The organism is Methylocaldum marinum (assembly GCF_003584645.1).
Taxonomy (GTDB): Bacteria; Pseudomonadota; Gammaproteobacteria; order Methylococcales; family Methylococcaceae; genus Methylocaldum; species Methylocaldum marinum.
Genome location: NZ_AP017928.1, coordinates 1,434,900 through 1,456,961, shown reverse-complemented (window position 1 = coordinate 1,456,961; position 22,062 = coordinate 1,434,900). Strand labels below are relative to the sequence as shown.

Genomic DNA, 22,062 nt, shown 5'->3' with positions numbered 1-22,062 from the left:
CTTATCCCTGAAGCTTGGAGATGTCGGCGATATTGAGGAACAACCCCTCCACGATGGCCAGGAGACCCAGCCGGTTGCGGCGAAGTTCGGCATCCTCGGTCATCACCATGACGCGGTCAAAAAAGGCGTCCACCGTTTCCCTGAGCTGCGCTAGACGGCACAAGGCGGCCGTATAGTCGCGTTCGTGCAGCAGCGGAAGAATGTCTTCCTTGGCTTGCCGCGCGGCCTCCAACAGATGTTTTTCTTCCGCTTCCGTCAAAACCTGATCGTCGACATTGGCGACGACTTCCTCTTCCGCCTTGCGCAGGATATTGCGTATCCGCTTGTTGGCCGCGGATAGGCTCTCGGCCTCGGCCAGCCGGCGGAACTCGCCCACGGCTTTCAGGCGGCTATCGAAATCGGGCAAGCGGCCGGGCCTGACCGCCAGAACGGCCTCGAACTCGTCGTGGCGGATGCCGCGCTCGAGGCAGTTACCGCGGAGTCTTTCGAGGATGAAGTCGTAAACGTTCGCATGTACCGTCTCGGCGTCGAACGGGTGGGTGAACTGCGCCAGGGCTGAATCCAGGAGCTCCGGAAGATCCAGATCCAATTCCGCCTCGAGCAGGATGCGGATGGCGCCCAAGGCGGCGCGGCGCAAAGCGTAGGGGTCTTTGTCGCCGGTCGGTATCAGACCTGCGCTAAAGATGCCGGTCAGGGTGTCGATCTTTTCCGCCAGGGCAAGCATCAGGCCGGTAGCCGTTTGCGGCAGGGGGCCGCCCGACACCTTGGGCAGATACTGTTCCTCGATAGCGGCTGCGATGTCCTCCGGTTCGCCCTCGGCGAGGGCGTAGTAGCGGCCCATGGTGCCCTGCAGCTCGGGAAACTCGCCGACCATCAGGCTCAGCAAGTCGGCCTTGGCCAGAAGGGCGGCGCGTTCGACCCAGGCGCTTTCCGTATTGAGCCGCTCGGCGATGATGACGGCCAGGTTCTTGACTCTTTCGGTTTTGTCGAGCAGCGATCCAAGGGTTTTCTGAAAGGTGATCTGGGACAGCTCGGGCACCCGGCTTTCGAGGGTTTGCTTGCGGTCCTGATCCCAGAAGAACTCGGCATCCGATAGGCGAGGGCGCACGACTCTTTCGTTTCCGGCGCGTACGGTGTCCGGGGAGCGGCTGTCCAGATTGCTGAAGGTGATGAAATAGGGCAGCAGGGCGCCTTCTTTGTCCTTCACCGGAAAATATTTCTGATTCGCCTGCATGGTGGTGACCAGCACTTCCGGCGGAAGGGACAGGAAGCGGGCGTCGAATCCGCCGAGAACCGGCACCGGCCATTCAACCAGGGACGCGACTTCGTCCAGGAGATCAGCCTCGACATGGGCGCAACCGTTGACCTCCGCGGCAGCAGCTTCGGCCGACTCGCGGATTTTAGTCTTGCGCGTCTCGAAGTCGGCGACGACGAAGCCTTCGTTCAGGAGTTTCTCGGCGTATTCGCAGGGCGCATTCAAGTCCAGGCCGTCCGGATGGTGGAAGCGGTGGCCGTATGTTATGTGTCCTGAGCGTACGCCGAGGATTTCGGCATCGATCACGTCACTGCCGAACAGCAGCACGATCCAGTGCACCGGACGCACGAACTCGGCGGTGCCGGCTCCCCAGCGCATGCGTTTGGCGATGGGCAGGGCGGCGAGCGAATGGTGCAGAATGTCCGGGATCAAATCCTCGGTCCGGCCGCCCTTGACCTCCTGGCGAAAGCCGATCCAAGCGCCTTTATCGGTTTCGATGGTCGTAAGCTGCTCGAGGGTGGCGCCGCAGCTCCTCATGAAGCCTTCGAGGGCCTTGGAAGGCGAGCCGTCGGGCTGATAGGCGGCATTGAGCGCGGGGCCGCGCCTTTCGACGGTCTGGCCGGGCTGGGCGGTCGCGAGTCCTTTCACCCACACGGCCAGCCGCCGCGGGGCCGCATACGGTACGATTTCATCGAATCCCAAGGACGCCTTGGCGAGTCCGCTCTCGACGTTGTTTTTCAGCGCCCGGCTCAGCGCGAGCAGGGATTTCGGCGGCAATTCCTCGGTGCCCAGTTCGAACAGCAGATCGCGCGTCTCACTCATCGTCGGGGTTCCTCGAGTTCAACAGCGGAAAACCGAGCTTTTCACGGCGCTGGTAATAGGCCTCCGCGACCGACTTGGCCAAATCGCGGACACGGAGGATGTAGCGCTGGCGCTCGGTGACGGATATGGCGCGGCGCGCGTCCAGAAGGTTGAAGGAGTGCGAAGCTTTCAACACCATTTCGTAGGCGGGTAGGGGTAAATCCTGCGCGATCAGTTTCCGGCATTCGCGCTCGTAAGTATCGAAGCAGCCGAAGAGGAATTCTGTATCGGCATGTTCGAAATTAAAAGACGACATTTCCACTTCGTTCTGGTGATAAACGTCGCCGTAGGTCACGGGTCCGTTGGGGCGATGGGTCCACACCAGGTCGAACACGCTTTCGACGCCTTGCAGGTACATTGCGATGCGCTCCAGCCCGTAAGTGATCTCGCCTGTGACCGGACGGCAGTCGAGCCCCCCGACCTGCTGGAAATAAGTGAACTGCGTGACTTCCATGCCGTTTAGCCAGACTTCCCAGCCCAAGCCCCAGGCGCCAAGGGTTGGCGATTCCCAATTGTCCTCGACGAAGCGGACGTCGTGTTCCAGCAGGTCGAATCCGAGGAAGCGCAGGGAACCCAGATACAAGTTCTGGATATCGAGCGGACTTGGCTTGAGTATGACCTGAAACTGGTAATAATGCTGGAGCCGGTTGGGATTCTCGCCGTAGCGGCCGTCGGTGGGCCGGCGGGAGGGTTGTACGTAGGCGGTGTTCCAGGGCTCCGGGCCGATGGATCTGAGGAATGTCGCGGGATGGAAAGTGCCCGCTCCGACCTCCATGTCCAGAGGCTGCACGATGACGCAGCCTTGTGCCGCCCAGTATTCCTGCAGCGCCAGAATCAGTCCCTGAAAAGTGGAAACGTCGCGTTTTGCTATGGGTTGACTGGCCACAACGGTTTCGGATGGTTGATCAAAGTTGTCGATTATATCCCGAAATGGCAATCGGGCCGATTATTGCCGGAATCGATTGTGCCGTCAGCGCCACGGCGACAAAATAGAATCTTTTCGTTTCCCTTAACGTGTTAGAGAGGACCCATGAAGATTGTCGGTTTTAATCACGCCTCACTGATCGTCAGCGATCTGGACGCCTCGCGGCGTTTTTACGAGGGTATTCTCGGATTGACCCCCAGCGACAAGCGCCCCCGTATGCCGTTCGACGGCGTTTGGTACGAGATCGGCGAGCAGCAGATCCATTTGCTTCAGGTACCGAACCCCGATATAGGGGCGGAGCGGCCGGAACACGGGGGGCTCGACCGCCACGTTGCGTTGAACGTTGCGGATCTGGCGGCGATCAAGCGCGACCTCGAACAAGCGGGGGTGCCCTACAGCGTGAGTAAGTCCGGCCGTCCGGCGCTGTTTTGCCGAGATCCGGACAATAACACCTTCGAGCTGATCGAATTGCGGCCTTGAGTGGGTATGTGAAGGGCGCCAAGAGTGCGGATTGCGGCGCCTTCGGCCTGCTCTCATCACGGTCGACCGGTACTCGGTACAACCGCGACACAGAGAACACCTTCATATCGATCCCCTCGCGGCACTTTTACCCGCCTAATGCATCCTACGGCGTCGAATCGCGATGAAAACCGTAGACATACTTTAGTTCCGGGGAACCGTCGCAGTCGCGAGCATGAGGCCGGCTAGCGGCGACGACCCCATTGCGCGCGGCGTACACGGAAGAGCCGGCAGAAATGCGGTGATTAACCGATGTGCCTCGGCAAGTTCACCGTAATGCATCGCATCCTCCCCCAGCCGTTTCCAGGTTGAAAGGTTAATGAAAGCTTTGGTCTATAGAATGGAGGCCAAGTTTGCTCGCACCAGCGTGGAGTACTCCGCCAAACGGTGCTGGTGGCTATGACTGTTGCCGTGATAGGCGCGATTCGGTTTCGGGGCGTCCGTCGTTCCCCATTCTGTTCGAATCCGACGACTGAGGCAGGCTTTAAGGAAGCTCTGATCAAGTTGATTCCGTTCATGCCCTTCGACTGAGCTCAGGACAGGCCTGGCGAAGGACTTAATCAGAGCTTCCTTGATGGGATGCATCGGCGGGTGATTGCCTCCCGAGCACATTTGACCGGCCCTATTAGGCGCAGTAGCGCTCTGAACCCGGGCCGGCGCGGACGGGCCGCTTCTACGGAAAGGGATACAGCACCCGATTGGGGACTGCGAGCTTTTTAAATCCGAACCAAGAGGTGCTGGCTATATGATTCATAAACATTTTCGTTATTATTTGAGCCATCTGCGGAACGATATTCCCGCGGGCGTCGTCGTGTTCCTGGTAGCCCTGCCGTTGTGCCTGGGGATCGCGCTCGCCTCGGGCGCTCCGCTGTTTTCCGGCATCATCACCGGCATCGTTGGCGGCCTGGTGGTCGCCTGGGCCAGCGGTTCACAGCTGAGCGTGAGCGGCCCGGCGGCAGGCCTCACCGTGATCGTGCTCAATGCCATCGACAAGCTCGGCAGCTTCCAGGCCTTGCTGCTGAGCGTCGTCATCGCCGGCGGACTGCAACTGGTCCTGGGCTTTCTCCAGGCCGGGGTGATCGGCGCCTACTTCCCGGCGGCCGTGATCAAAGGCATGCTGGCGGCCATCGGCCTGATCCTGATCCTGAAACAAATCCCGCATGCAGTCGGCTATGATGCCGATTTCGAGGGCGACGAAGCCTACGTTCAACCGGACGGCCACACGACTTTTTCCGAGATCGCCTATTCGCTCCAAGCGATTTCGCCCGGAGCCGTGATCGTAAGCCTGGTCGCCATCGGGATCATGCTGATGTGGGAGACCTCGCTGTTCAAGCGCAATGCCGTGCTGGGTCTGATTCCGGGGCCTTTGGTGGCGGTGCTCTGGGGGGTGGCGTACAACCTGCTCTCGGCGAAGTTCGCGCCGGCCTACGCGATTGCGCAGGAGCATCTGGTGAGGCTTCCGGAGATTCAGGGCGTCGAGGGCTTCTTTCAGCAGTTCACCTTTCCGGACTTCACGCAGTGGACGAATCCCGAGGTGTACACGGTTGCCGTCACCATTGCCATCATCGCGAGCCTGGAAACGCTCTTGAGCCTCGAGGCGGCGGACAAGATCGACCCCTTGAAGCGGGTCGCCCCGACCAATCGCGAGTTGAAGGCGCAGGGTCTCGGCAATCTGATCGCCGGCTCCATCGGCGGAGTGCCGATGACGGCGGTGATCGTGCGCAGTTCCGCCAACGTGAACGCGGGCGGACGCACCAAGATGGCGTGTTTCATTCACGGCGTCCTGCTGCTGTTGAGCGTGATGTTCATCACCGAGTATTTGAACCTGATTCCGCTGGCCTGCCTGGCGGCGATCCTGCTCCTGACCGGCTACAAGCTGGCCAAGCCCAAGCTGTTCAAGGAGATGTACACCAAGGGCGCGAGCCAGATCGTCCCGTTCGTGATCACCATCGTGGCGATTCTGATGACCGATCTGCTGAAGGGCATTGCCGTCGGGATGGTGATCGGCCTGTATTACGTGATTCGGACCAATTTCCAGGCGGCGATCACGCTGACCCGGCACGGCAACAATTATCTCTTGCGGCTGCACAAGGACGTGTCTTTTCTGAACAAGGCCCTGTTGCGGCGTTATCTCGACAGTATCGACGAGAACGGCTATGTCATCATCGATGCGACTCGGGCCCAATTCATCGACCAGGACATCCTGGAAACCATCCACGACTTCGTGGCCGCGGCTTCGGACGACAATATCACCGTCGAACTGAAGAACCTAAACGGCAATTCGGAATTGATACCTCCCAAGCAAGCTGTCCCGGTCGGCGTTTTATGAAACCGGGAGGGGAAGGCGTGGAACGGCCGACCGGCGACTCGCCGGTCGGAGGGGGTTCCTCAACACGTTATTACGCGGCGAGACCGATCTTTTCCCCGAATGCGCTGGGGCGATGGAAATTTCAGGTTTCTATCGGCGCGCCTTCGGTAGTATGTCTGTTGCTGATGGCACCCGGGGCGCGAGGCCATACTCCCTCAGACGCAGACGACGGGGATGCGGCGCTGAGCAGCGAGATGCCGCACATTCCGGAACCCATGGTATTCGACCTGGTAAGGCCCTTGGGTGTACAGCAAGGAGAGTTCGAAACCAATGTTTTGGCCGGTCACGGCTTGAGAAGCGGAGAAACCGAATGGGCGCCCGAACTGGAGTACGCGGTACGGGACGGCTTGGCCGTGGAGTTCGAGCTTCCGTTCGAAAACTTGTCGGTAGCCGAGTACAAGCTGGCGGTTCAGGGAACTCTGGGAACGCTATCCCGGCAGCGCTATATTCACGGTTGGCAGATCATCGGACGCTACCACCGGCACGATGGCGATTTTTCCGCCGACGCGCTTTATCTCGCCGGCTATCGCTGGAATCACGCGATCAGTACCTTCAACATGGTCGGGCTCCGATGGTGCGACTTCAAACACTGCGATAAATTCTCCGGTATTTTCAATACGAACTGGTTCGTCAATCTTTCCGACCGGTGGACGCTGGGCGTCGAACTGGACAACGAGATCGGTTCGCGCTGGGGATATCTGTTAATGCCCCAGTTACATCTGGACTTCACGAACCACGTCACCCTGCAATTCGGAGCGGGCCCTACTCGGCTGGCGGGAAAGCGCACGAAATGGATGGCGGCCTGGCGGATGATTTTCGCGTTCTGAGGTCGAAACCGTAGCGCCTGGAACGCGCCGCCGAACCGGATGCCCCAGAGAGTTCTGACCGGATCATTACGAGGGCCTCGGCAAAAAGGTATCCGCTCGATTGCGCTGGCGACGATCCGGTCGAACACGCTTCTGAACGAGCAAGCCACCGATTCGAGGTCGCTCGTGGGGTTTACGGCTTTGCCTCTAATCCATCCGACAAAGATGAATTCCTTAAAGCAGGCGATTTGAATAGGTTCCTTTTCGGCCGGCACTGCAAAAAAGTCGGTTAATCCATGATTTTTACGACGGATTTTCTGTCGTAATTCATGATGAAGCTCGATCCTGTTCGGGCGCAAAAGGGCTTGGCGGCCGCCGTTACCCTTTGTCGAGCTCGGCAGGCAAGTTTCAGCACATCGGAAGCTGATTTTTTCAGATTGCAAGGAGGGGACAATGATTACACGTCAATGCGTTCTGGCGTCTCTCGTAGCCCTTGGCGTTGCCGGTTACTCCGGCGCCTTTGCCGCTGCTGCACCCGGAGAGCCGGCAAGGCTGATTCTTACCCAGACCGCCGAGGGATACATGAGCGACACGGCCATCACCGCCAAGGTCAAATCGGCGCTGCTCGCGGATCAGAGCACCAGTGGTCTGGCCATCCAAGTGGAAACCGAAAAGGGTGTGGTGCAGTTGAGCGGCTTCGTCGACAGCGCGATGGAAAAGGAGAAGGCCGCAGATATAGCCCGTGGCGTCGAAGGGGTTAAGGATGTCAAGAACGATATTCGGGTGGGGGGAAAGGAGACGCCTTGATGATCCGAGGAGACCGGGCGGTGCGGCAGCGAGAATCGGATTTTTCGCACGACGGGCTTTCGCGGTCCGATCTCGGTTCCGTCCGTTCTTCGAAGCGCCGACGACAAGGGGCGTCGGCGCGTTCCTCGGCCCTGGGCTAGGTTCCATACCGTGGGGACACAGGATGCGCGGCCGATAAGGCCGCATCTACGAGCCTGTCCGCCTCCGAACGGAATAAGATGGTTCGGCCCATGCACAGTCTTGCCGGATATACCGAGTTGTTGCCGCCATGACAGAAATTCCCGTTAGCCTTGCGGAAGCAGGCGCTTTCCATTTTCATCCCACCGACGACCCGCTGTGGCGAATCGAAGAAGTAGGGTTCAATTTGGCCCGGGAGCACGAAATCGAATCCTTGTTCGCCGTATCCAACGGCTATGTGGGGTCCCGGGCCTCTCTTGCCGAAGGCAGCGCTTTGTCGAATCCGGCTACCTTTATCGCCGGCGTGTTCGACACCAATACCGCCGCCCAGGGTGATCCCGTTCCGGAATTGGCGGCAGCACCCGATTGGATGCAGCTCAGTTTGCTGACCAGCGGACGTGAGTTCCGGCTCGAAGAGGGCAATTTTGTCTGGCACCGCCGCATGATCGATATGTATCACGGCATACTCTGGCGGGAATTCGACTATCGGACGGAAGCCGGCGGATTGATTCACGTTCGCGCCTGCCGCCTCGCTTCGCTTGCCGATAGGCACGTCCTTTTTCAGAGCATACAACTTGACGCGGAAAACCGGTTCCCGGACATTCATCTGCGGGCCTTGACCGCACCGGTGGTGGAACGTCCCGGCCGCGTGCGTCTGACACCGGAACCGTGTCCGCCCTCGGAAGACGGAGACTCCGCTTCTCTACTTGAGCTATGCACTCATACCACGCAAATCAAGGTCGCGGTCGCCAGTGCGGGCCGCCTGCGGATCGGAGGCGAGGCCGTCCCGCCGAGGATCGACCCGTCGCCGGATCGGCGCGTCGAATCTTGGGAACTGGACATCGAAGCGGGTAAACCCTACCGATTCGATCGACTGGTCGTAATTTATACTTCGCGTGAAGTGGATCGGCCTTCCGCCATGGCGGCCGAGCATTTGCGGAGCCTGTTGAACGCGGAACCCAACAATGTGATCGCCGCCCACGCGCGTGCCTGGGAAAAGCGCTGGCGGGAAAGCGACGTCGAAATTGCCGGAGACGCGGCGCTGCAGCGGGCGGTCCGGTTCGCGGGTTATCACCTGATCGGGGCCGTCAACCCGGCAGACGAAAGGGTGTCGATCGGTGCCCGGGCGCTGACCGGAGAAGCTTACAAAGGCCATGTCTTCTGGGATACGGAAATTTTCATGCTGCCTTTTTATGTTCTCACCGATCCTCCTTCGGCACGGGCACTCCTGATGTTCCGGTATCACTCCTTGTCCGCCGCACGTGAAAAGGCACGCCGGCTGGGTTATCAAGGGGCTTTGTATGCGTGGGAATCAACCAACACCGGCGAAGAAATGACGCCCGGCTACAGCCTGAGCCCGGATGGCGAGATTAAGCCCATTCTGAACGGCGTGCTGGAACATCACATCAGCGCGGACGTCGCGTATGCCGTCTGGCAATACTGGCAAGCGACGGCGGACGAGACGTTTCTTCTGGATGCCGGAGCCGAAATTTTGTTCGAAACCGCACGCTTCTGGGCGAGCCGGGGCCTGTTGGACGAAGACGGCAGCTATCACATCCGCGAAGTCATAGGCCCCGACGAGTATCACGAAGGCGTGGACGACAATGCCTTTACCAATGTCATGGCGCAATGGAACCTGGAATGTGCGGCGGAGGCGGCGCGCATGCTGATCGAGCGGTGGCCGGATCGCTGGTCCGGGCTTGCGCATCGCCTGGATTTGCGGGAAGACGAGGCCGATAGGTGGCACGATCTGGCGCGGCGAATGTATACCGGGCTCGATACGCGGACAGGGCTGTTGGAACACTTCAAGGGGTACTTCGAGCTGGACGATATCAATCTCTCCGAGTATGGCAGCCACGCTCTGCCGATAGACATGATTCTAGGACGGGAAAGGACACAGCTGAGTAACGTCGTCAAACAGGCGGATGTCGTGATGCTGATCTATTTGCTCTGGGACCGATTTTCGCCCGAGGTGCGGGAGATCAATTTCCGTTATTACGAGCCGCGCACCGCCCATGGCAGCTCGCTTAGCCCGTCCATTCATGCTGCCGTGGCTGCTCGGCTGGGCGATCTCGAAACCGGAACACGCTATTTTCATCAAGCTTCCCAAATCGATCTCGCCAACAACATGGGCAATGCGGCCGGCGGGGTTCATGCCGCGGCGCTCGGCGGGCTGTGGCAAGCCGCGGTGTTGGGCTTCGGCGGCCTGAGGCTCGGCGCGGATGGCCTGAGCTTCACGCCGCATTGCCCGCCGGCATGGAAGGCCCTCCGTTTCCGCTTGGTTTGGCGGGGTACTCATCTTCACGTAGACATTCAGCCCGAAATCGTCGAAATCGCCGCCGAGTCGGGCATGGGCGTCGCGATTCGAATGGGCGACGCTGTCCCCGCGTGGCTCGGATCCGGCCAGCGTATGTGCTGGAAACTGGTCGCCGGACACTGGAAGGAGGTTTCATCATGAGCGATGGGCGCCAGGAACGGAACACAGTCGTAGTGCCGATCGATACGACGCCCAGGTCGGCTGCCGTTTTACCGGTTGCGAAAACCGTCATTCAACTGGCCGAGGCGACGCCCTGTATCGTGCAAACCGAAATGCCGATAACTCCGATTCCGGACTTGAAAAAGAAATTTCCTTTGCTGAACACTCTGCTCAAGCACGCGATCATCGCGCCTTTGCAAGGCAGTCCGGCCGAAGGCATTGTGCGTGCGGCCAAGAAGTGGAGCAGCCTGTGCATCGTCATGGCGATGCGAGAAGGCAAGAAGATGACCGATACCGGCCTCGATTCGGTCGCCGAGGGTGTTCTTCGCGAGATGCCCTGCCCGATGGTGCTGGTGCCGCCCGAACGCGCGCCGACTCCTTGGCAGATTCAGCGGGTGGTATTGCCTCAGGACGGCACACCGGGGACCGCCCGTGCCGTGGCGCCCGCGATCACTCTGGCCGGACGCACCGGCGCCAGTCTCCTGGTCCTGCATGTATCCGGCGCACATGCCGCTCCGCCCCGCGAGCCGGGAACCCTGACCGCACCCCGATATGTCGATCAGCCCCAGCACGAATGGCCCGCCTGGGCGCAGGAGTTTTTAGAACGGCTGAGAAGCTTATCCGGAGAGCCCGTGAAAGGCGGAATCCGGATGTTCATGGCGCGTGGCGAGCCCGGTCCCGAGATCGTGCGCTTTACTCACAGCCACGGTGCCGACCTGATCGTTCTTTCCTGGCACGGCGAATTGGCGCCCCGCTGCGCTCTGACACTCCGCTATGTGCTGCAATATGCATCATGTCCGGTTTTGGTCCTGCCTGAAAATCATGGTCAATCCGGTTTGGCGGTTGAGGATCATTCCGGCGAGAAAGCGATTTAGCCGGTGTCCAGTTCAGCGAGGTCCGCTACCACGATGTCCGCTCCTGCAGATTTCAAGGCGTCGGCATGACCGGTGCGATCAACGCCTATGACGCACCCGAAGCCGCCCTTGCGTCCGGCCTCGACTCCGGCGATGGCATCTTCCACGACCACGGCACGGATAGGCTCGACGCCGATTCGCCGCGCTGCTTCAAGAAACGAATCCGGCTCGGGTTTCCCGCGTAGATGCATCCGCTCCAGGTCTATCCCGTCGACACGGGTATCGAAAAGATTGGTCAAATGCGCAGCCTCCAGGACTTCGGCACAGTTTCGGCTGGCCGACACGACGGCCGTTGCGAACCGCTTCTTTCTCAGCCCATGAATCAGATCGACGCTCGAGGAATACACCTCGACGCCCTGCTTCTTCAGCGAATTGCGATAGATCGCGTTCTTCTTGTTGCCGAGCCCGCAGACCGTTTCCCGCTCCGGTCCGTCGTCGGAATTGCCATAGGGAAGATCGATGCCGCGCGAGGCGAGAAAACTCGCAACACCCTCGTAGCGGGCTTTGCCGTCGATGTAGAGTCTATAGTCCGAATCGGCGTCGAAGGGCTGTTGGGATTCGCCGATGCGAGCGGAATAACGCGCAAGGAACTCGTCGAACAGGGCCTTCCAGGCGATTTTATGGAGCGTTGCCGTTTGCGTGATCACGCCGTCTAAGTCGAAAATGACGGCATCGTAGTCTCTTCGAGTGATTGCGTACGCAGATGTCTCGATAGTCATAAACTTTCCTCATGTCCGATGCAAAGATTTCCGTATTCCGGTTTGACCTTTGACCAGGGGAAATTTTGGCGCGGCAATGCGGTCTGTCCGGGTGATTCGAACCCCGTTCCTTCTTCGTAAAGCCGCTGGCGCATCGGCGTTTAACAGCGACAGAACAGCATTGAGTCAAGAATTCCGATAAGGAGAACGTAATGAACGATAAAACCCGCGATACGGCGGACAGGACGGGCGAAGCCACGGCTTGGCACGCCATCCCGGCGGAGCAGTCGATCCATAGGCTCGACACCGACGCCCGGCACGGACTTTCCGCGACCGAAGCCGAAGAACGACTGGTGCGCTTCGGCCCGAATCGCCTGCCGCCGACACGGAAACGCAGCGCTTTGGTGCGCTTTTTATCGCAGTTCAATAACCTCTTGATCTACGTTCTTCTTGCGGCATCGGTGGTCACCTTTCTGCTCGAAGACTACGTCGATACGGCGGTAATCGTGGCCGTGGTAGTGCTCAATGCGTTCATCGGTTTCGTTCAGGAGGGCAAGGCCGAAGCGGCCATCGAAGCGGTGCGCAATCTGTTGTCGCCGTCCGCCGTCGTGCTCCGGGGGGGGCGCAGGATGACGGTTCCGGCGGAACAGCTGGTGCCGGGCGATCTGGTACTGTTGCAGTCCGGCGATAAAGTGCCGGCGGATCTGCGGCTCGTCGAGGTTCGAAGTCTGCGTATCGATGAAGCGGTGCTCACCGGAGAGTCGGTGCCGGTTGAAAAATCCGTTGCGGCAGTGGCTTACGAGGCGCCGGTCGGCGATCGGTCGTGCATGGCCCATTCCGGAACCCTGGTGACTTACGGACAGGGCATCGGGCTGGTGGCCGCCACCGGCACAGGGACGGAAATCGGCCGCATCAGTACCATGCTGGCGGAAGTCGGGACTCTAGCCACGCCCTTGCTGCGAAAAATCGAACAGTTCGCCCGGTGGCTGACTGCCATCATTCTGGGCGCGGCCGCGGCGACATTCGCGTTCGGCTGGCTGAATCGGGGTCTTGGGCTGGAAGAGATGTTCATGGCCGCGGTGAGTCTGGCGGTCGCGGCAATCCCGGAGGGATTGCCCGCAATCGTCACCATCACTCTAGCGGTGGGCGTGCAGCGCATGGCCCAGCGCAACGCCATCCTGCGCAAGCTTCCGGCGGTGGAAACCTTGGGATCGGTCACCGTAATCTGTTCGGACAAAACGGGAACTCTGACCCGCAACGAAATGACGGTGCAGACGGTAGCAACCGCGGAAGACGAGATCCGGGTAAGCGGCGCCGGCTACAGTCCGCAGGGCGGATTCAGCCGGGGCGATGACGAGGTATTCGCGGCCGACCTGCCACATCTCCTGGAGTTGGCCCGTGGCGCGATGCTTTGCAATGACGCTGCCCTCCACGAGGACAACGGGGTCTGGCGCCTGGAGGGTGATCCCACCGAAGGCGCCCTGGTTACGCTGGCTTACAAGGCGGGTTTGGATCCTGCGTTCGAGCAGGAAGCCTTGCCGCGTGTTGAAGCCATTCCCTTCGAATCGCAGCACCGTTTCATGGCCACTTTGCACCGGGACCATTCCGGTCATGGACTGATCTATCTTAAGGGAGCGCCGGAGGTCGTGCTGGAGCGCTGTAATCGACAGCGTTGCCGCGGACAGGACGAGCCGATGGATCCATCCCTTTGGCACCGCCGAACCACCGAGATAGCAGCCTTTGGGCAACGCCTCCTGGCGATAGCCGTCAAGCCGCTGGCCGAGCCTCAGGACACCCTGACTTTCGATGACACCGACGGAGGCTTTGCTTTGCTCGGTGTGGTCGGAATGATCGACCCGCCCCGGCCGGAAGCGGTGGATGCCGTTGCCCGCTGTCAAAGCGCCGGGATTCGCGTGAAGATGATTACCGGCGACCATGCCGCGACTGCCAGCGCGGTGGGAACGCAGCTCGGGATCGGCGACGGCCGGCGCGCATTGACCGGAACCGAAATCGAAAACCTGGACGATGACGCACTGCGGAGCCAGGCGCAGGATGTCGAGGTGTTCGCCAGGGCCAGTCCGGAACACAAGCTGCGGCTGGTAAGGGCTTTACGCGAAGAGGGGCACGTCGTCTCAATGACCGGCGATGGCGTGAACGACGCACCCGCGCTCAAGGCCGCCGATATCGGCGTGGCTATGGGGCAACGCGGCACCGAAGCCGCTAAGGAAGCCGCGGAAATGGTGCTGGCCGACGACAATTTTGCGACCATTGCCACGGCCGTGGAGGAAGGACGCACGGTTTACGATAACCTGCGCAAGACCATCCTGTTTACCATGCCGACGAACGGCGGTGAGGGCGGAGTGATCATAGCGGCCATTCTTCTCGGTACGGAGCTTCCCGTCACGCCCCTGCAAATCCTTTGGATTAATCTCGTGACGGCAGTGACGCTGGCACTGACCCTGGCCTTCGAGCTGCCCGAAGGCGATCTCATGCGACGTCCGCCCAGACCGCCGTACGAGCCATTGGTGACGCGCTATATGCTGTGGCGGATCGCTTATGTCTCGCTGCTCCTGATCGTAGCGACACTGGGCTTGTACCGGTGGGAAATCGACCAGGGCGCTTCGGTGGAGATGGCGCGCACCGTTGCGGTCAATGCTCTGGTAGCGGGCGAGCTGGTCTACCTTATCAACAGCCGGTTTTTCCTCGCACCAAGCCTGTCGTTGCGCGCCTGGTTGGGAAACCGATATGCCGTGCTGGCCATCATCGTGCTGATCGCGGTGCAGTTGATTTTTACCTATGCGCCTTTCATGCAGAGCGCTTTCGGCGCGCGCGACTTGAACGGCCACGCATGGCTCCGGATCGCCGGTGCCGCCATGGCGATCTTTTTGCTGGTCGAACTGGAAAAAGCGGTCGTGCGTCTGCTCGCGAAACCGGTGCCGGGCAAGCGGCTTCGGCCGGCCGCGCCGGAGATCCGCCCGGCACCGGTATTCGACCGAGCGGCTGCGGGACTGGCCGGTCTGGTGGGGCTTGTTCTGATCTGGCAACTGTTTGCCGTTTCGGAACGCCTTTTCAGCTTGGTGAAGAGCGGCGAAGGCGACATCGGTCCGATAACCCTCATCGGCCTTGTCCTTGCAGTATTCTCCGCGCTGCTGGCTTTCGCATTGATCGCGGAAGCTCTGCTCGGCATCACGGTGAACAAAGGATCGGTCACAGCTCTGAAACTGCTGGTTCCGGCGGTGCTGCTAGCGGTTGCCTGGCACGCGCCACTGTATCCGTTCGAATCATGGCACCTGCCCTGGCTGTTGGCGGGAAGCACGACGCTTCTGGTCTTGGGCATCGCTTATCTAATCCTCTCCTTAGTGATTCACCGGGCCGCGGGCAGCGAAAAAACGTTTCGCTCGTAAGGGGACTGTAATGACCGCCGTATCATCGCCGCCCGTCGGAAACTCGAAGGGCACTTTGCAAGTAGGAAGCTATGAGGCCCCGGACTTCAATGGCGCCGATATTCTATTTCGCCCCGGTCAATGGGAAACGTCCATGAGCCGCACTTTGAGAACGCCGCCTCCGGGGCTGGGCCATTCAATCAGATCGCCGGCCGAAAGCCCCAGGAGCGCACTCCCTACCGGGGCAAGAATGGAAATCTTGTCGCCTTTGCTATCGACATCCTTCGGATAGACCAGGGTCCGCGAAAATTCCTGCCCGGTCGACTCAATCGTGAAGCGAACGGTCGAATTCATGGTCACTACAGACGGTGGCACTTGCTGGGGATCGACCACCTCGGCCCGTTCGAGTTCTGCTTGTAGCTCGGCCTTGCCGGGGAAAGCCTCGGCCGGAAGCGAATCGAGCAGTTCTTCCAACCGTTCCAAATCCGTCGAGGAGACAATTATGTTGGGCTTTTTGTCCATGGAAGTGTCCTTGTCATCCGCAGAGAACTGGAAGATTTCTGAGCGTCCTGCATCGGTCGGACTTCGGTCGCCGCGTCCTTTAACACACGCTCGCGGGAAACGGTGTCCACATCAATATTGAGCCTTCGAACGGCGTAGTCGTTCCCCAGTACGGACCATGGCTTACGATTTATAAATGAGACGCATCGGGTCAAAGACGCCGGAACGGTAAGCACCGCTCCGTCGGGACACTCCCGGCATTGGCCCCGAACGGATAACCAGCGGCCGGCTTGCTGCTTGATCCGATACTGAAAGAAAAGGCTTAGACAACGTGCCTAAGCCTTAGAATCGCAGTTACAGCCATCGGGGTTCCACCGCCGGCACCCGCTTACCGAAGCGCTGTAATATGTGGAACAACGCAACTTAAAGCCGCTGAAAGGGACCATTGATGGAGGAAGTCGTAGGTATAAGATGGCTTAAGACGCTGCCCCGTTGACGCTTCGTTGAGATTCTTAATGCAAATCAAACTCCAAAAATCCGGCTCCGTCTACCCGCCGCGCCAGACGCTGATAGTACTTTGCGTGAAGAAAGTAACGTCCTATCCGAATCGCCCTCACCCCAACCCTCTCCCAGAGGAAGAGGGGGGTCTTCTGGCTTTACTTTATCGACCATTAGTAATCCGAGTGCGGGTCAGGAAGCGGAAATCGGCCCGTCAGGCTGTTGCCGGCACCGCCCTGCGTCTTGCCGCGAACAACCCCATCAGGCCCGAAGCGAAGAGCCACGCCGCGGCCGGAATGGGCACGGTGGTCACTGCTTTCATGCCTGTGATGTTGATCGACCAGGTGTCTTCGCCCAAGCGCAGGGCAACATTCCGAAGTATCGTGTTCCAGATGTTAGTGCTGTACAGCCACACACTCTCGTTAGATGTCATGAACTGAGTCGCCCAACCGGTGTCAGTGGCAGCGTCCGTCATAAACCCGATGCCCAAGGGAGAAAGATCGATTCCGAATTTCACCAGGTCGGCGTGGTACAGGTTACCAGCCTTGTTGGTAACATCGTAGGGACCCGAATAGCCGTAATCGAGAGAACCACGGCCGTCATATCCGGGGATATAGCCCTCGATGTCCACAGTACCGTTCTGAAACGCGAGGTATCTATTGAAGTTTGCCGTCAGCTGGAAATCCCCATCCTTTACATTCCAGGAATGGCTCGGATCGGTGTTGAACGTGAAGGTTCGGCCGCTATCGCTTGCGGTCAGTTTGTAAGCACCGGACGAAAGCTTGGAGAAGGTTACGCGGGCATCGGTATAGAAGTCCGGGTAACCGACAGACGGCACTCCGGTATAACCGCCGCCGAGATTCGCAGGGACCGTGTACGCAGCTGCACTTCGGATTCCGCCGATCGCGAGAATCGGCAGTGCCGCCAGGGCCAGTATCAATGGTTTCGATAAACGCATGAAAATATTCCTCCTGAATTAAGCTTGATTGAACGTACTGAGAACGGAGGTCGAACACGACGCTTCGCGTCGATGGCGGTGGAGGCGTTAGAAGCCAGGCCCTTTCCGCGTTCTTGAATCGACCCGCCTTTCACATTGAACCCCTTGGTCCCGCGGTATGCCGATCCCGCTCAGCCGTATAAGGCGCGTGTGGAAAACGGCATTCCGTACCAAGGCGCGGCGGAGATGATGTTCTAACCAGGTTACAGAACAATGTGCAGTAGGTTAACGTTTCTAGACTAGATGTCCGGCACCGTCCGGCGAAGCACACGAACGGCGTTTGGCGCTTTGCAAGACTTTCGGCGACACGTCATGCCGGTTTTGAGGACAATCGGCCCGGCGCTGCAGCATCGGACTTGCGCACAACGCTAATCGGCAGCAGCCGGAGCAAGTAAGCGTTGTTTGGAACTGGGCGTTCTGGATGACAGGTGGCGCCTTTCCCGGGCGTCATGTCGGATTGAATGGTGGACCGGAGGAGGATCGAACTCCCGACCTCTGCATTGCGAACGCAGCGCTCTCCCAGCTGAGCTACCGGCCCAAGCGTGAAAAATGACGAGGTATGTACACGCAGTACGATACTCTTTCGACACCTCCTCTTTCAACCATGATTTCAGTCGGATTCGGCAAGCTGCTCGTGAGGACGTGGGGAAATGGGCCCGATCCGGCACGTTTCGTTTATTCTAAACAGAATTCGTCCCAAACTAACCGAACCCGGAGGCAAGTCATGTGCGGCCGCTATTCGCTCAGGGCGGAGGAAGGCAGGATCATGCGCCAGTTCGAGCTTTACCAGACGCCACGCCTGATCCGCCGCTACAACATCGCTCCGAGTCAATCGATTCCGATCGTGAGGCTCACGCCGGATGGCCAACGGGAATGCGTCATGGTCCGCTGGGGCCTGCTGCCCAGTTGGTCCAAGGAACCGAAAACCGACTACAGCACTATCAATGCGCGTGCGGAAACAGTCGCCACTAAGCCAGCGTTTCGAACAGCCTTTCGCTCCCGGCGGTGCCTTATCCCGGCGGACGGCTACTACGAATGGGCGGTCCGTCCCGGTTCGAAAACCAAGCAGCCCTATTACATCGGCCTTCAGGACGGAGAGATGTTTGCATTCGCCGGACTCTGGGAGCGCTGGCAACGCGAGGACACCGTCATTGAATCGTGTACCATAATCGTGACAGAAGCCAATGAGCTGACCCGGACGATCCATGACCGTATGCCGGTAATTCTAGGGGAGCGGGACTATGCCTCATGGCTGTCCGCCGCGGCCCGGCAAACCGAGCTCTTGCAGAGTCTTCTAAAGCCGTTTCCGTCCGAACGCATGCGGGCTTATCCGGTCAGCACAGCGGTCAACAGTCCGAGGAATGACAGCGAAACGTGCATCAAAGCCGTTGACGAAGAATCCGGATAGGCAGGTATCTCGCTTTGATCTCGAATTATGCAGACCTTCGGACACCAAATACCGGCGTGCCCAAGTCGAAATCGTTCAGGCGACGACGATCTTCCAGCGAATCCTCAGCGGCGTTCCGTCTCGCACTTGGTCGAGGCTTCCTTCATATTGCGCGCCGTAATGAAGCCGGAGCTGAGCGCTGGAAATCTCAGCGACTCAATTAGGTTTTAAGTTCATTAAGCAATTTCTCAATCTCGGCACGATAGGCGTTTGCGCTTTCTCTGACCTTGGCCTTGACCTGCTTGTAATCGCTGTTTGGAGATACTTTTTCCCACCGCTCATAGCGAAGAAGAGCGTTATCACACTCTTGTAGCAGCGTTGAATAAGCCATTAGGCGAGCCGAAATCTCATTGGCTCTGATACTTTTGGCCAAATGGGTCTGATTAGTTTTGATCTCGTCCGATTGAAGCAGCACTGCGTATATGACCCCGCCGAGTGCGAGACCGGAAAACAAAGAATTTACCGCTCCAAACATGTCGCCAAATTCGTTGGCGGATGTCGGTGCCGGAAACAAGGTATACATGACCGCGATTGAAACACTCCATAACAGACAGCCCGAAATTAGCAGCCAAATAAACGCTTTCTTATTCATGGTGACGTTCGGAAACCTTGACTTAACGATGACTATGCGCTGCGTGCATCTTGCACCGGAGCTTCTACGGGAAGTGCTCGAACTTGACCCGCTGGTGCGGGTCGGGGCTGAAAACAAAAAAGGCTTAGACAACACGTCCAAGCCTTTGAATTATGGTAGCTACGGGCGGACTTGAACCGCCGACACCCGCATTATGAATGCGGTGCTCTAACCAACTGAGCTACGTAGCCATGAATTGAGACTTAAAATCCTACTTTTTTACCTTGGCTGTGTCAATATTTGCGATTGGTTGTCTCGTGGTTTTTTTAAATTTCTCGGCTAGCCGGGAGGAACCGGCTGGCGCTTTCGATCAGGATTTCAAAACGTAAGCGATGGAATTTTTGACTGGTTCATTTGCTCTATGGAGTCTTTTCGGCAGTGCGTTTGTATCCGCCACCCTGGCGCCCGGGGGTTCGGAGGCGGTGCTCGCTTATCTCGTCAGCCAAGCGGAGCTCTCGCCGGAAGTCTTGTTGTTGACGGCTACCTCCGGCAATACGCTGGGAGCCGTCACGACTTGGTTGTTGGGATTTCTTGCTGCGATCAAGTATCCCGCGGGGCGACTCGCCAAGCCGAGTCAGGAGAAGGCCGTCGCCTCGGTGCGAAAATGGGGCCTCCCGATATTGTTGTTTTCGTGGCTGCCCGTTGTCGGGGACGGCTTCTGTTTCGCGGCCGGCTGGTTGCGTCTGCCGTTCTGGTGGTCGGTTTTGGCTATGGCGGCCGGCAAGGCTCTGCGCTACGCCGCTATCGTTTACGCGTTTGTCTGACCCGGTTACCGGTGCGCCTGCCGGTCGCTTGGGTTGCCCACCGGTGCCGCGAAAGCATCCGAAACGATGTCCGGCACGTTGCTCCCCGTCAGGGATTCCAACAGGGCGACAAGAGCCCGGACTTCGGTTTTGTTTAGGTTCAAAGGCTTGATCAGGGGATCAAGGTTTTCGTTGGGGATACCCCCGCGATTGTAGAATTCGATAACTTCCTCGAGCGTGGAAAGCGAGCCGTCGTGCATGTACGGCGCAGTCAAAGCGATGTTACGCAAGGATGGCGTTCGGTATTTCCAGCGGTCTCCGGGGTCTTGAGTGATTTCGTAAAGGCCTAGATCGTTCGGTTTGACTTCGCTCACGGCGGCGAGGATCTCGGCGTCGACTTCCAGGGTAACTCCCGGAGCGGCTTGTATTTCCTGCTTTACCTTTGCTTCGGTCATGGCCGCACGGAAGCCGATGCCCGTGTTGTGCATTCGCTGATCGGTAAATAGAGCGTGGTCCGCGGCTATCGTATGGCATTGGGCACAACCGGCTTTGCCGGTGAACAGCTCGAAACCCAAGCGCGCTTCAGGGGGCAGGGCGTCTTTATTTCTGCCGTAATGCCAGCGATCGAAAGGTGAGTCGGCCGAGTTCAGAGTCCTTTGATAGCTGGCCAAGGCCATGCCTATGGTTTCCATGGTCGGGCCGCGCTTGAAGGCCTTTTCGAAAAGTCCGGCGTAGTCGGGCAGTCCCCCGATCTTGTCGACAACATAGCCGACCGATGGCGCGCCCATTTCGTTGCTGGCCAGCAGGGGGCCCCAGACCTGCTGTTCCAGGCGGTTCTCGCGTCCGTCGTGGAACAATCTTCCCAGATAAGCCACGTTGTACAGGGTCGGCGAGTTGCGCCGTACGGTGCGCCCCTCGATGCCGACGGCGGTTGACAGTTCGTTGCTGCTGAAGCCTTGTTCCGGAATGTGGCACATGGCGCAGGAAAAGGTATTGTTCAAAGACAGTCGACGATCGAAGAACAGTTTCCGGCCCAGTTCGATTTTGGCCGGGGTCAATGGATTGTCTGAGGGCGTGGGAACCGGTGGTAAGCCGAGAGGCGGGCGTCTGCCGTACGCCATCAGGTTTGTTCTCCGGCTCGATCGTTCGGTGAGAGCGATGGATCGGGTAACGAAATCACCCGCCTCGTATCCGCTTTTGTTGTCTCCGCTCCCGAGCAAAGCGACGCCTCCCGTTGGTATCGCCTGTGACTCGGCCGCGGGCTTTTCCGCCAGGAGCGTTTTTATGTCGTTCACCAGGGTGTCGGGGTGCAGAAAGGAGACCGTGTATATATTGCGTATTTGCTTGTCCCGATCGATCAGGAAGACCCGGAGAACGTGAGAAAATGTGCCGAGGAATTTTCCGTCGGCATCGTAGTCTTTTTGTACGGATTGACCGTAGGCCGTTAGGATCGGTTCGATCTCTTGCTCGGAAGCGGCGGTCAGAAAGTGCCAGTCTGCGCCCTTGGCGAAGGCGTTCCCGTATTGGGCCATGACCTCCGGGCTATCGTATAGGGGATTGAAGCTCAGAGTGATCAGACGCAAGTGTTCCGAAATTTGCGGCTCTCGTGCGAGCCGGCGCTGAATCTTGTGGAGGACGGCGGTCGCGAGTGGGCAGCCGTTGACATCGCTGCAGGTGGAATAGATGAAACTTAACAGAACCAGTTTGTCACCGTACAACTTATGTAAAGTCGTCGTGCTCCCGCTCGTGTCCAAGACCTTCCCGTCGGATGCTTGGCCCAAGCCGGGCAGGGCATAGGTACCGGGTTGCGGTAATTTGAAGGGCAGCGGCTTGTAACCGGGTGCTAGGGATTTTTCCGGTTGGGCGGCGCAGACCGAGCCGAACTGAACCAGCAAGCAAAAGACAGAGAGCGCAAAATAGCGGTGATTCATGACGTGTAACCGGAACCTAAGATAATCGGGGATCCGAACAAGGGCCGAGTAGTTGTTTTTCTAGATGCGCTTTGCGCGCTTATTTTAGACCGGCCGGGGTCAAATAATTCATCGGGCCGTTCATA

General features: G+C 58.9%; 16 protein-coding genes and 2 tRNA genes. 9 read left to right on the top strand and 9 right to left on the bottom strand.

Annotation, left to right across the window (positions count from 1 at the left end):
* Nucleotide 1 precedes the first annotated feature (1 nt).
* Together glyS and glyQ are read right to left on the bottom strand one after the other, a co-directional pair.
* Entirely contained in the window at nucleotides 2–2,077 is a 2,076-nt protein-coding gene (gene glyS / locus sS8_RS06215) for a glycine--tRNA ligase subunit beta (protein ID WP_119628887.1), read from the bottom strand.
* On the bottom strand, nucleotides 2,070–3,002 hold the full coding sequence (gene glyQ, locus sS8_RS06210) for a glycine--tRNA ligase subunit alpha (RefSeq protein ID WP_232020538.1): 933 nt from the start codon (nucleotides 3,000–3,002) through the stop codon (nucleotides 2,070–2,072). The genes glyS and glyQ overlap by 8 nt, the downstream gene beginning before the upstream one ends.
* 144 nt (nucleotides 3,003–3,146) lie before the next feature.
* Between glyQ and sS8_RS06205 the strand changes: the two genes are divergently transcribed.
* From sS8_RS06205 to sS8_RS06180, 6 genes are all read left to right on the top strand, one after another.
* A complete protein-coding gene (locus sS8_RS06205) occupies nucleotides 3,147–3,521 on the top strand; it encodes a VOC family protein (RefSeq protein ID WP_119628886.1) in 375 nt (124 codons plus the stop codon).
* A gap of 784 nt (nucleotides 3,522–4,305) precedes the next feature.
* Complete coding sequence (locus sS8_RS06200; RefSeq protein WP_119628885.1) at nucleotides 4,306–5,889, top strand: SulP family inorganic anion transporter; 1,584 nt, start codon at nucleotides 4,306–4,308, stop codon at nucleotides 5,887–5,889.
* 17 nt (nucleotides 5,890–5,906) lie between these two features.
* Complete coding sequence (locus sS8_RS06195) at nucleotides 5,907–6,755, top strand: hypothetical protein (RefSeq protein WP_145986432.1); 849 nt, start codon at nucleotides 5,907–5,909, stop codon at nucleotides 6,753–6,755.
* 432 nt (nucleotides 6,756–7,187) lie between these two features.
* Complete coding sequence (locus sS8_RS06190) at nucleotides 7,188–7,541, top strand: BON domain-containing protein (protein WP_119628883.1); 354 nt, start codon at nucleotides 7,188–7,190, stop codon at nucleotides 7,539–7,541.
* A gap of 268 nt (nucleotides 7,542–7,809) precedes the next feature.
* Entirely contained in the window at nucleotides 7,810–10,176 is a 2,367-nt protein-coding gene (locus sS8_RS06185; protein ID WP_119628882.1) for a glycoside hydrolase family 65 protein, read from the top strand.
* Complete coding sequence (locus sS8_RS06180; protein WP_170160973.1) at nucleotides 10,173–11,069, top strand: universal stress protein; 897 nt, start codon at nucleotides 10,173–10,175, stop codon at nucleotides 11,067–11,069. Before sS8_RS06185 ends, sS8_RS06180 begins: the two co-directional genes overlap by 4 nt.
* Here sS8_RS06180 and sS8_RS06175 read toward each other — a convergent pair.
* A complete protein-coding gene (locus sS8_RS06175) occupies nucleotides 11,066–11,827 on the bottom strand; it encodes an HAD family hydrolase (protein WP_119628880.1) in 762 nt (253 codons plus the stop codon). The genes sS8_RS06180 and sS8_RS06175 overlap by 4 nt on opposite strands.
* 191 nt (nucleotides 11,828–12,018) lie before the next feature.
* Here sS8_RS06175 and sS8_RS06170 point away from each other — a divergent pair, with 191 nt between their 5' ends.
* A complete protein-coding gene (locus tag sS8_RS06170) occupies nucleotides 12,019–15,210 on the top strand; it encodes a cation-transporting P-type ATPase (protein WP_119628879.1) in 3,192 nt (1,063 codons plus the stop codon).
* Between the two features lie 117 nt (nucleotides 15,211–15,327).
* Here sS8_RS06170 and rnk read toward each other — a convergent pair whose 3' ends face one another.
* The 3 genes from rnk to sS8_RS06155 all read right to left on the bottom strand — a co-directional run bounded on the left by rnk (nucleotide 15,328) and on the right by sS8_RS06155 (nucleotide 17,723).
* Nucleotides 15,328–15,711 carry a nucleoside diphosphate kinase regulator gene (gene rnk / locus sS8_RS06165; protein WP_119628878.1) on the bottom strand — a complete coding sequence of 128 codons (384 nt, stop codon included), beginning with the start codon at nucleotides 15,709–15,711 and terminating at the stop codon, nucleotides 15,328–15,330.
* Between the two features lie 691 nt (nucleotides 15,712–16,402).
* Complete coding sequence (locus sS8_RS06160) at nucleotides 16,403–17,146, bottom strand: VPLPA-CTERM sorting domain-containing protein (protein WP_119628877.1); 744 nt, start codon at nucleotides 17,144–17,146, stop codon at nucleotides 16,403–16,405.
* Nucleotides 17,147–17,647: 501 nt separating this feature from the next.
* A tRNA-Ala gene (locus sS8_RS06155) sits at nucleotides 17,648–17,723 on the bottom strand.
* Between the two features lie 186 nt (nucleotides 17,724–17,909).
* Between sS8_RS06155 and sS8_RS06150 the strand changes: the two genes are divergently transcribed.
* Nucleotides 17,910–18,593: an SOS response-associated peptidase gene (locus tag sS8_RS06150; protein WP_119628876.1), complete on the top strand. Its 684-nt coding sequence runs from the start codon at nucleotides 17,910–17,912 to the stop codon at nucleotides 18,591–18,593.
* A gap of 199 nt (nucleotides 18,594–18,792) precedes the next feature.
* On the opposite strand, the gene sS8_RS06145 is transcribed toward sS8_RS06150, so the two are convergent.
* Nucleotides 18,793–19,224 carry a site-specific integrase gene (locus sS8_RS06145; protein WP_145986431.1) on the bottom strand — a complete coding sequence of 144 codons (432 nt, stop codon included), beginning with the start codon at nucleotides 19,222–19,224 and terminating at the stop codon, nucleotides 18,793–18,795.
* A 153-nt stretch (nucleotides 19,225–19,377) separates the two neighbouring features.
* A tRNA-Met gene (locus sS8_RS06135) sits at nucleotides 19,378–19,454 on the bottom strand.
* 141 nt (nucleotides 19,455–19,595) lie between these two features.
* Between sS8_RS06135 and sS8_RS06130 the strand changes: the two genes are divergently transcribed.
* The gene (locus sS8_RS06130; protein ID WP_119628873.1) at nucleotides 19,596–20,027 is read left to right on the top strand and encodes a YqaA family protein; all 432 of its coding nucleotides are present in this window, start codon (nucleotides 19,596–19,598) and stop codon (nucleotides 20,025–20,027) included.
* A gap of 5 nt (nucleotides 20,028–20,032) precedes the next feature.
* Here sS8_RS06130 and sS8_RS06125 read toward each other — a convergent pair whose 3' ends face one another.
* The gene (locus sS8_RS06125; RefSeq protein ID WP_119628872.1) at nucleotides 20,033–21,937 is read right to left on the bottom strand and encodes a cytochrome c peroxidase; all 1,905 of its coding nucleotides are present in this window, start codon (nucleotides 21,935–21,937) and stop codon (nucleotides 20,033–20,035) included.
* Nucleotides 21,938–22,062 lie beyond the last annotated feature (125 nt).

Excerpts from the sequence above, each read along its gene's own strand:
- glyS (WP_119628887.1), bottom strand. The coding sequence starts at position 2,077 with ATGAGTGAGACGCGCGATCTGCTGTTCGAACTGGGCACCGAGGAATTG.
- sS8_RS06205 (WP_119628886.1), top strand. The coding sequence starts at position 3,147 with ATGAAGATTGTCGGTTTTAATCACGCCTCACTGATCGTCAGCGATCTG.
- sS8_RS06200 (WP_119628885.1), top strand. The coding sequence starts at position 4,306 with ATGATTCATAAACATTTTCGTTATTATTTGAGCCATCTGCGGAACGAT.
- sS8_RS06190 (WP_119628883.1), top strand. The coding sequence starts at position 7,188 with ATGATTACACGTCAATGCGTTCTGGCGTCTCTCGTAGCCCTTGGCGTT.
- sS8_RS06185 (WP_119628882.1), top strand. The coding sequence starts at position 7,810 with ATGACAGAAATTCCCGTTAGCCTTGCGGAAGCAGGCGCTTTCCATTTT.
- sS8_RS06180 (WP_170160973.1), top strand. The coding sequence starts at position 10,173 with ATGAGCGATGGGCGCCAGGAACGGAACACAGTCGTAGTGCCGATCGAT.
- sS8_RS06175 (WP_119628880.1), bottom strand. The coding sequence starts at position 11,827 with ATGACTATCGAGACATCTGCGTACGCAATCACTCGAAGAGACTACGAT.
- sS8_RS06170 (WP_119628879.1), top strand. The coding sequence starts at position 12,019 with ATGAACGATAAAACCCGCGATACGGCGGACAGGACGGGCGAAGCCACG.
- rnk (WP_119628878.1), bottom strand. The coding sequence starts at position 15,711 with ATGGACAAAAAGCCCAACATAATTGTCTCCTCGACGGATTTGGAACGG.
- sS8_RS06160 (WP_119628877.1), bottom strand. The coding sequence starts at position 17,146 with ATGCGTTTATCGAAACCATTGATACTGGCCCTGGCGGCACTGCCGATT.
- sS8_RS06150 (WP_119628876.1), top strand. The coding sequence starts at position 17,910 with ATGTGCGGCCGCTATTCGCTCAGGGCGGAGGAAGGCAGGATCATGCGC.
- sS8_RS06145 (WP_145986431.1), bottom strand. The coding sequence starts at position 19,224 with ATGAATAAGAAAGCGTTTATTTGGCTGCTAATTTCGGGCTGTCTGTTA.
- sS8_RS06130 (WP_119628873.1), top strand. The coding sequence starts at position 19,596 with ATGGAATTTTTGACTGGTTCATTTGCTCTATGGAGTCTTTTCGGCAGT.
- sS8_RS06125 (WP_119628872.1), bottom strand. The coding sequence starts at position 21,937 with ATGAATCACCGCTATTTTGCGCTCTCTGTCTTTTGCTTGCTGGTTCAG.